Below are 6,596 nucleotides of genomic sequence, written 5' to 3'. Positions count from 1 at the left end.
AACGCGCAGTTAAGATGGGAGTGCGGTGTTAGAGGCGCTGTACCTCCATCATGGGTGTTCAGCCGTTTTCTGAAGAAACTGCTGGCAGAGACTGATGCAATTGGGGAGTTGTTTGAGCGGTTAGCGGCCGAGACAATGAGTCTGATGCCGGACTTCGGTAAGACTCTAGCCATAGACGGCAAGGTGATCAGGTCTCACGGCAAACCGCTAAAAAAGGGTGCAGTTAACACAGCCGATGGGCGGCGTGAAACTGACGCCGACTGGACAGCCAAAGTGTATACAGGCCAGCGAGCAGACGGCACAACGTGGCAAAAGACGATATGGCAGTTCGGGTACAAACTGCACCTTTTGGTGGACGCGCAGTATGAACTGCCTGTGGCATATAGTGTGAGCCGTGCTTCTGAGTCCGAATCTCCGCAAGCACACAAATTGCTGGCAAACATCAAGCAACGGCAGCCGTTGCTGCTTGAGCGATGTGAGGTGATGCTTGCGGACAGGGGATACGATGACGCCAAACTGCTAAGCGCTCTATGGGATGAGCATGAGATCAAACCGGTGATAGACATCAGGAATTGCTGGCAGGACGGTGAACAGACGCATCTGATGCCTGGCACACAAAACATAGTGTACGATTACCGCGGCAATGTGTACTGTCACTGCCCGGACACGGCCAAGAGGCTGAGCATGGCATATGGCGGTTTTGAGAAGAAGCGCAACACACTTAAGTACCGGTGCCCTGCAAGAGAGTATGCGCTTAAGTGCAAGGGAAGCGCCAGATGCAAATGGGGATCTGGGATCAGGATAAAGTTAGATACGGACCGGCGCATATTTGTGCCGATTGCGCGATCGAGTTACAAGTGGGAACGCGAGTACAAGAAGCGCACAGCGGTGGAGCGAGTAAACAGCCGTCTTGACGTGTCATTTGGATTCGAGAGACATTACATCCGCGGGCTTAAGAAGATGAGGGCGCGAGTTGGGCTTGCGTTATGTGTGATGCTTGCGATGGCTGTAGGCAGGCTGAGAAGCAGGCAAAAACACCTTATGCGCAGCCTTGTGGTTGCGTAAACTGAACTGAAGACTACTAAAGCACGAAACGCCCGGGCATTTTATTGCATTTGTTCGGATTCGGGACACAAATTGAGCGCGAGATGGGTGAAAAAAGAACGTTGAGACGGGCTCCGGGAGCGCTGAAACTCTAGATTGTGGTATTGGGAGGCTCGCCGGTGCGCTACCAGACGCTTAAAACGGCAACATCGCAAATGCCTCCAAAATGCGCTTCCTTGACAAACAGATTGGCACCGTGATACGATAATAGTCCAGGCGCGATACAGTTCGTGCCCGGAAGTAATGAAGCAATGAGACACCTTCGATCTTTGAAAACTGAACAGTGTGCTCTGTCAAGAGAGAATAATCTTGCGGGGAACGAAAGGCAAAGTAATATCCATGTAGAGCAGATCAGCTCTAGATAGTTAAGGAGCCCGAGAGGGTTCAGATATTATCGGAGAGTTTGATCCTGGCTCAGGACGAACGCTGGCGGCGTGCCTCAGACATGCAAGTCGTACGGGGCAGCGCAAGCTGCTGAGTGGCGGACGGGTGAGTAACACGTGGGCAATCTACCCACGCGCCCGGGATAACACCGCGAAAGTGGTGCTAATACCGGATGAACCGAGTGTAGCGCATGCTATGCTGGGCAAAGGTGGCCTCTTCACAATGCTACCGTGCGAGGATGAGCCCGCGGCCCATTAGCTAGTTGGTGAGGTAACGGCTCACCAAGGCGACTATGGGTAGCCGGCCTGAGAGGGTGGCCGGCCACACTGGGACTGAGACAAGGCCCAGACTCCTACGGGAGGCAGCAGTCGGGAATCTTGCACAATGAGCGAAAGCTTGATGCAGCGACGCCGCGTGAGCGATGAAGGCCTTCGGGTTGTAAAGCTCTGTCTTCAGGGACGAAAGTTTCACTGCGAACAGTGGTGGAAGTTGACGGTACTTGAGGAGGAAGCCCCGGCTAACTACGTGCCAGCAGCCGCGGTAACACGTAGGGGGCGAGCGTTGTCCGGAATTACTGGGCGTAAAGGGCGCGTAGGCGGCCTGTTAAGTCGAGTGTGAAATCGCACAGCTCAACTGTGCAACTGCGCTTGAAACTGGCGGGCTTGAGGTCAGGAGAGGGAAGTGGAATTCCCGGTGTAGCGGTGAAATGCGTAGATATCGGGAGGAACACCAGTGGCGAAGGCGACTTCCTGGACTGCACCTGACGCTGAGGCGCGAAAGCTAGGGGAGCGAACGGGATTAGATACCCCGGTAGTCCTAGCCGTAAACGATGGGCACTAGGTGTGGGAGGTATCGACCCCTTCCGTGCCGCAGTTAACGCAATAAGTGCCCCGCCTGGGGAGTACGGCCGCAAGGTTGAAACTCAAAGGAATTGACGGGGGCCCGCACAAGCAGTGGAGCGTGTGGTTTAATTCGACGCAACGCGCAGAACCTTACCAGGGCTTGACATCCCCTGACCGCTGTGGAAACATGGCTTTCTGGGTTCGCCCAGACAGGGAGACAGGTGCTGCATGGTTGTCGTCAGCTCGTGTCGTGAGATGTTGGGTTAAGTCCCGCAACGAGCGCAACCCCTGTCCTGTGTTGCTAACACGTAGAGGTGAGCACTCACGGGAGACTGCCGGAGACAATTCGGAGGAAGGTGGGGATGACGTCAAATCCTCATGGCCCTTATGTCCTGGGCTACACACGCGCTACAATGGTTCGTACAACGGGCAGCGACACAGTGATGTGAAGCCAATCCCTCAAAACGGACCCCAGTTCGGATTGCAGGCTGCAACTCGCCTGCATGAAGCCGGAATTGCTAGTAATCGCGGATCAGCTACGCCGCGGTGAATACGTTCCCGGGCCTTGTACACACCGCCCGTCACACCACGAGAGTTGACAACACCCGAAGCCGGTGAGCTAACCCGAAAGGGAGGCAGCCGTCTAAGGTGGGGTCGATGATTGGGGTGAAGTCGTAACAAGGTAGCCGTATCGGAAGGTGCGGCTGGATCACCTCCTTTCTAAGGAGCAGCGAGACAGGTACTATGGCTAACCCCGAGAACTGTGTCTCTACTCCTAGGTCGGTCGCGGAAGATACCCGCAAGGGTGAAGCCGCGTAAACTAAAAGTGCTATGAGTTCCCGCCGCGAAAGGTCCCGCTAGGGAAACCGGCGCGCGAGCACACTGTTTGGTTTTGAGAGATCGAAAGGTCTCTAGAGTGGGCGCATAGCTCAGGTGGTAAGAGCGCACGCCTGATAAGCGTGAGGTCGGTGGTTCGAGTCCACCTGTGCCCACCATGTGTTTGCTAATAAGGTGGGGGCGTGGCTCAGCTGGGAGAGCGCCTGCTTTGCACGCAGGAGGTCAGCGGTTCGATCCCGCTCGTCTCCACCAAAATCGCACCTTGAAAACTGCACATAGTGTTAGAGCAGGTAATTCACGAACGCGCAAATTAGGGTAGCGTTAGTAGGCGAGATGGTCAAGCTACTAAGGGCGCACGGTGGATGCCTTGGCGCTGAGAGCCGAAGAAGGACGCGGCCAACTGCGAAAAGCCTCGGGGAGCCGTAAGCAGGCATCGATCCGGGGGTATCCGAATGGGGCAACCCGGCACGCTTAATAGCGTGTCACCCCGGGCTGAATAAAATAGGCCCGGAGGAGGGAACCAGGGGAACTGAAACATCTAAGTACCCTGAGGAGGAGAAAGCATTTGCGTATTCCCCTAGTAGTGGCGAGCGAACGGGGAAGAGCCTAAACCTTATACGTGTAAGCCTTCAGGCGTTGCGTATAGGGAGTTGAGGGACCGGTTTGGGCAGGCTGAAGACTGTCCGCGGAGTAAGAAACGCTTTGTCTAGCCGAACAGGCCTGGAAAGGCCGGCCACAGAGGGTAATAGCCCTGTAGGCGAAAGGCGAGGCGCTCCGAGCCGGCACCCGAGTACCGTGGGGCACGTTAACCCCGCGGGAATCTGGGAGGTCCACCTCCTAAGGCTAAACACTACTCAGCGACCGATAGTGGACCAGTACCGTGAGGGAAAGGTGAAAAGCACCCCGAGAGGGGAGTTAAAAGAACCTGAAACCGTGCGCTTACAAGCAGTCCCAGGCCCATACGAGGCTGGGGGCGTGCCTATTGAAGAATGAACCGGCGAGTTACAGGCTGCAGCGAGGTTAAGGTGCAGAAGCACTGGAGCCGTAGCGAAAGCGAGTCTTAAAAGGGCGAGTTAGTTGCAGTCTATAGACCCGAAACCGGGTGATCTACCCATGGCCAGGCTGAAGCGTGTGTAAAAGCGCGTGGAGGGCCGAACTCATTAGCGTTGAAAAGCTATGGGATGAGCTGTGGGTAGGGGTGAAATGCCAATCGAACCCGGAGATAGCTGGTTCTCCCCGAAATAGCTTTAGGGCTAGCCTCGGGTAAAGTGGCGCGTGGAGGTAGAGCACTGGTTGGGCTAGGGGCCCCATAAGGTTACCGAACCCATTCAAACTCCGAATACCACGCGTTATACCCCGGGAGTCAGACTGTGGGGGCTAAGCTTCACAGTCAAAAGGGAAACAACCCAAGATCGTCGGTTAAGGTCCCAAAGTACAGGCTAAGTGGCAAAGGATGTGGAGTTGCCCAAACAACCAGGATGTTGGCTTAGAAGCAGCCACCATTTAAAGAGTGCGTAATAGCTCACTGGTCGAGTGGCTCTGCGCCGAAAATACACGGGGCTAAAGCCTGTCACCGAAGCCACGGAATCGCGCAAGCGATTGGTAGGGGAGCGTTGCATGCAGCGTTGAAGCATGACCGTAAGGACGTGTGGAGCGCATGCAAGAGAGAATGCCGGTATGAGTAGCGAAAAGGCTGGTGAGAATCCAGCCCGCCGAAAGCCTAAGGTTTCCTGAGCAAGGCTCGTCCACTCAGGGTTAGTCGGGGCCTAAGCCGAGGCATATAGCGTAGGCGATGGACAACTGGTTGATATTCCAGTACCACCGGGCCACCGTTATGAGCGAAGGGATGACGCAGAAGGGTAGGCACAGCCGGCCGTTGGTCGCGCCGGTCCAAGCCTGTAGGGAGCCTCTTTTGGCAAATCCGGAGAGGTAGTCCTGAGAGGCGATGGGGAGGGAAATTTAGTACCGAACTGGCTGACCCCACACTGCCAAGAAAAGTCTCTAGCCAGGTGGCTGGTGCCCGTACCGCAAACCGACACAGGTAGGCGGGGAGAGAATCCTAAGGCGCGCGGGAGAACCCTCGTTAAGGAACTCGGCAAAATGACCCCGTAACTTCGGGAGAAGGGGTGCCCTGCGGTGTTAGGGTGAGCAGCCCAAAGCACGGCGGGGCCGCAGACAAACGGCTCAGGCGACTGTTTAACAAAAACACAGGTCTCTGCTAAGGCGAAAGCCGAAGTATAGGGGCTGACACCTGCCCAGTGCTGGAAGGTTAAGGGGAGGGGTTAGCGCAAGCGAAGCTCTGAACCGAAGCCCCAGTGAACGGCGGCCGTAACTATAACGGTCCTAAGGTAGCGAAATTCCTAGTCGGGTAAGTTCCGACCCGCACGAATGGTGTAACGATCTGAGCGCTGTCTCGACGAGGGACCCGGTGAAATTGAATTATCTGTGTAGATGCAGGTTACCTGCGGCTGGACAGAAAGACCCCATGAAGCTTTACTGTAGCCTGACATTGGATTTTGGTGTTTCATGTACAGGATAGGTAGGAGGCAGCGAAGCGCCCTCGTCAGGGGGTGCGGAGCCGACGGTGGGATACTACCCTTGAAATGTCGAAGTTCTAACCTTGGGCCATAATCTGGTTTGGGGACCGTGTCAGGTGGGCAGTTTGACTGGGGCGGTCGCCTCCCAAAAAGTAACGGAGGCGCCCAAAGGTTCCCTCAGCGCGGTCGGAAATCGCGCGGCGAGTGCAAAGGCAGAAGGGAGCTTAACTGCGAGAGCGACGGCTCAAGCAGATACGAAAGTAGGGCTTAGTGACCTGCCGGTTCCGAGTGGAAGGGCCGGCAATCAACGGATAAAAGCTACTCTGGGGATAACAGGCTGATCTCCCCCAAGAGTCCACATCGACGGGGAGGTTTGGCACCTCGATGTCGGCTCATCGCATCCTGGGGCTGTATTAGGTCCCAAGGGTTGGGCTGTTCGCCCATTAAAGCGGTACGTGAGCTGGGTTCAGAACGTCGTGAGACAGTTCGGTCCCTATCCGCCGCAGGCGTAGGAAACTTGAAGGAAGTCGCCCCTAGTACGAGAGGACCGGGGTGAACGAACCTCTAGTGTACCAGTTGTCCCGCCAGGGGCAGAAGCTGGGTAGCTATGTTCGGCAGGGATAAGCGCTGAAAGCATCTAAGCGCTAAGCCCCTCCTAAGATGAGGTTTCCCACGGCAAAAAGCCGGTAAGACCCCTGGAAGATGACCAGGTTGATAGGCCAGACGTGTAAGGGCAGCAATGCCTTAAGCTGACTGGTACTAATAGGTCGAGGGCTTGACCATAGCCTCTACACCCGAGTTTGCGCGGGTGAGTAACCTGAGATAGTACTCTAACACATGTGTGGTTTTCACGGTGCGAAAGCGCCGGACAGTTTCCGGTGGCGATAGCGGA

The 6,596-nt window shown here is 55.8% G+C and carries 1 protein-coding gene, 2 tRNA genes and 2 rRNA genes; all 5 read left to right on the top strand.

Annotation, left to right across the window (positions count from 1 at the left end):
• Nucleotides 1-1,065: transposase (locus HPY90_RS14475; protein WP_287195543.1), on the top strand; the 1,065-nt coding region annotated here is incomplete at its 5' end.
• Between the two features lie 430 nt (nucleotides 1,066-1,495).
• Nucleotides 1,496-3,050 (top strand): 16S ribosomal RNA (locus tag HPY90_RS14470).
• A 198-nt stretch (nucleotides 3,051-3,248) separates the two neighbouring features.
• Nucleotides 3,249-3,325: transfer RNA gene (locus HPY90_RS14465), tRNA-Ile, on the top strand.
• A gap of 18 nt (nucleotides 3,326-3,343) precedes the next feature.
• Nucleotides 3,344-3,419: transfer RNA gene (locus tag HPY90_RS14460), tRNA-Ala, on the top strand.
• A gap of 83 nt (nucleotides 3,420-3,502) precedes the next feature.
• Nucleotides 3,503-6,487: ribosomal RNA gene (locus HPY90_RS14455) — 23S ribosomal RNA — on the top strand.
• Together the 16S and 23S rRNA genes with 2 tRNA genes alongside form the textbook arrangement of a ribosomal RNA operon.
• The last annotated feature ends 109 nt before the right edge of the window (nucleotides 6,488-6,596 follow it).

The organism is Syntrophothermus sp. (assembly GCF_013314835.1).
In the GTDB taxonomy this organism is placed as follows: domain Bacteria; phylum Bacillota; class Syntrophomonadia; order Syntrophomonadales; family Syntrophothermaceae; genus Syntrophothermus; species Syntrophothermus lipocalidus.
The sequence above is the reverse complement of the archived record's forward strand: the minus strand, read 5'-3'. Positions and strand labels throughout refer to the sequence as shown.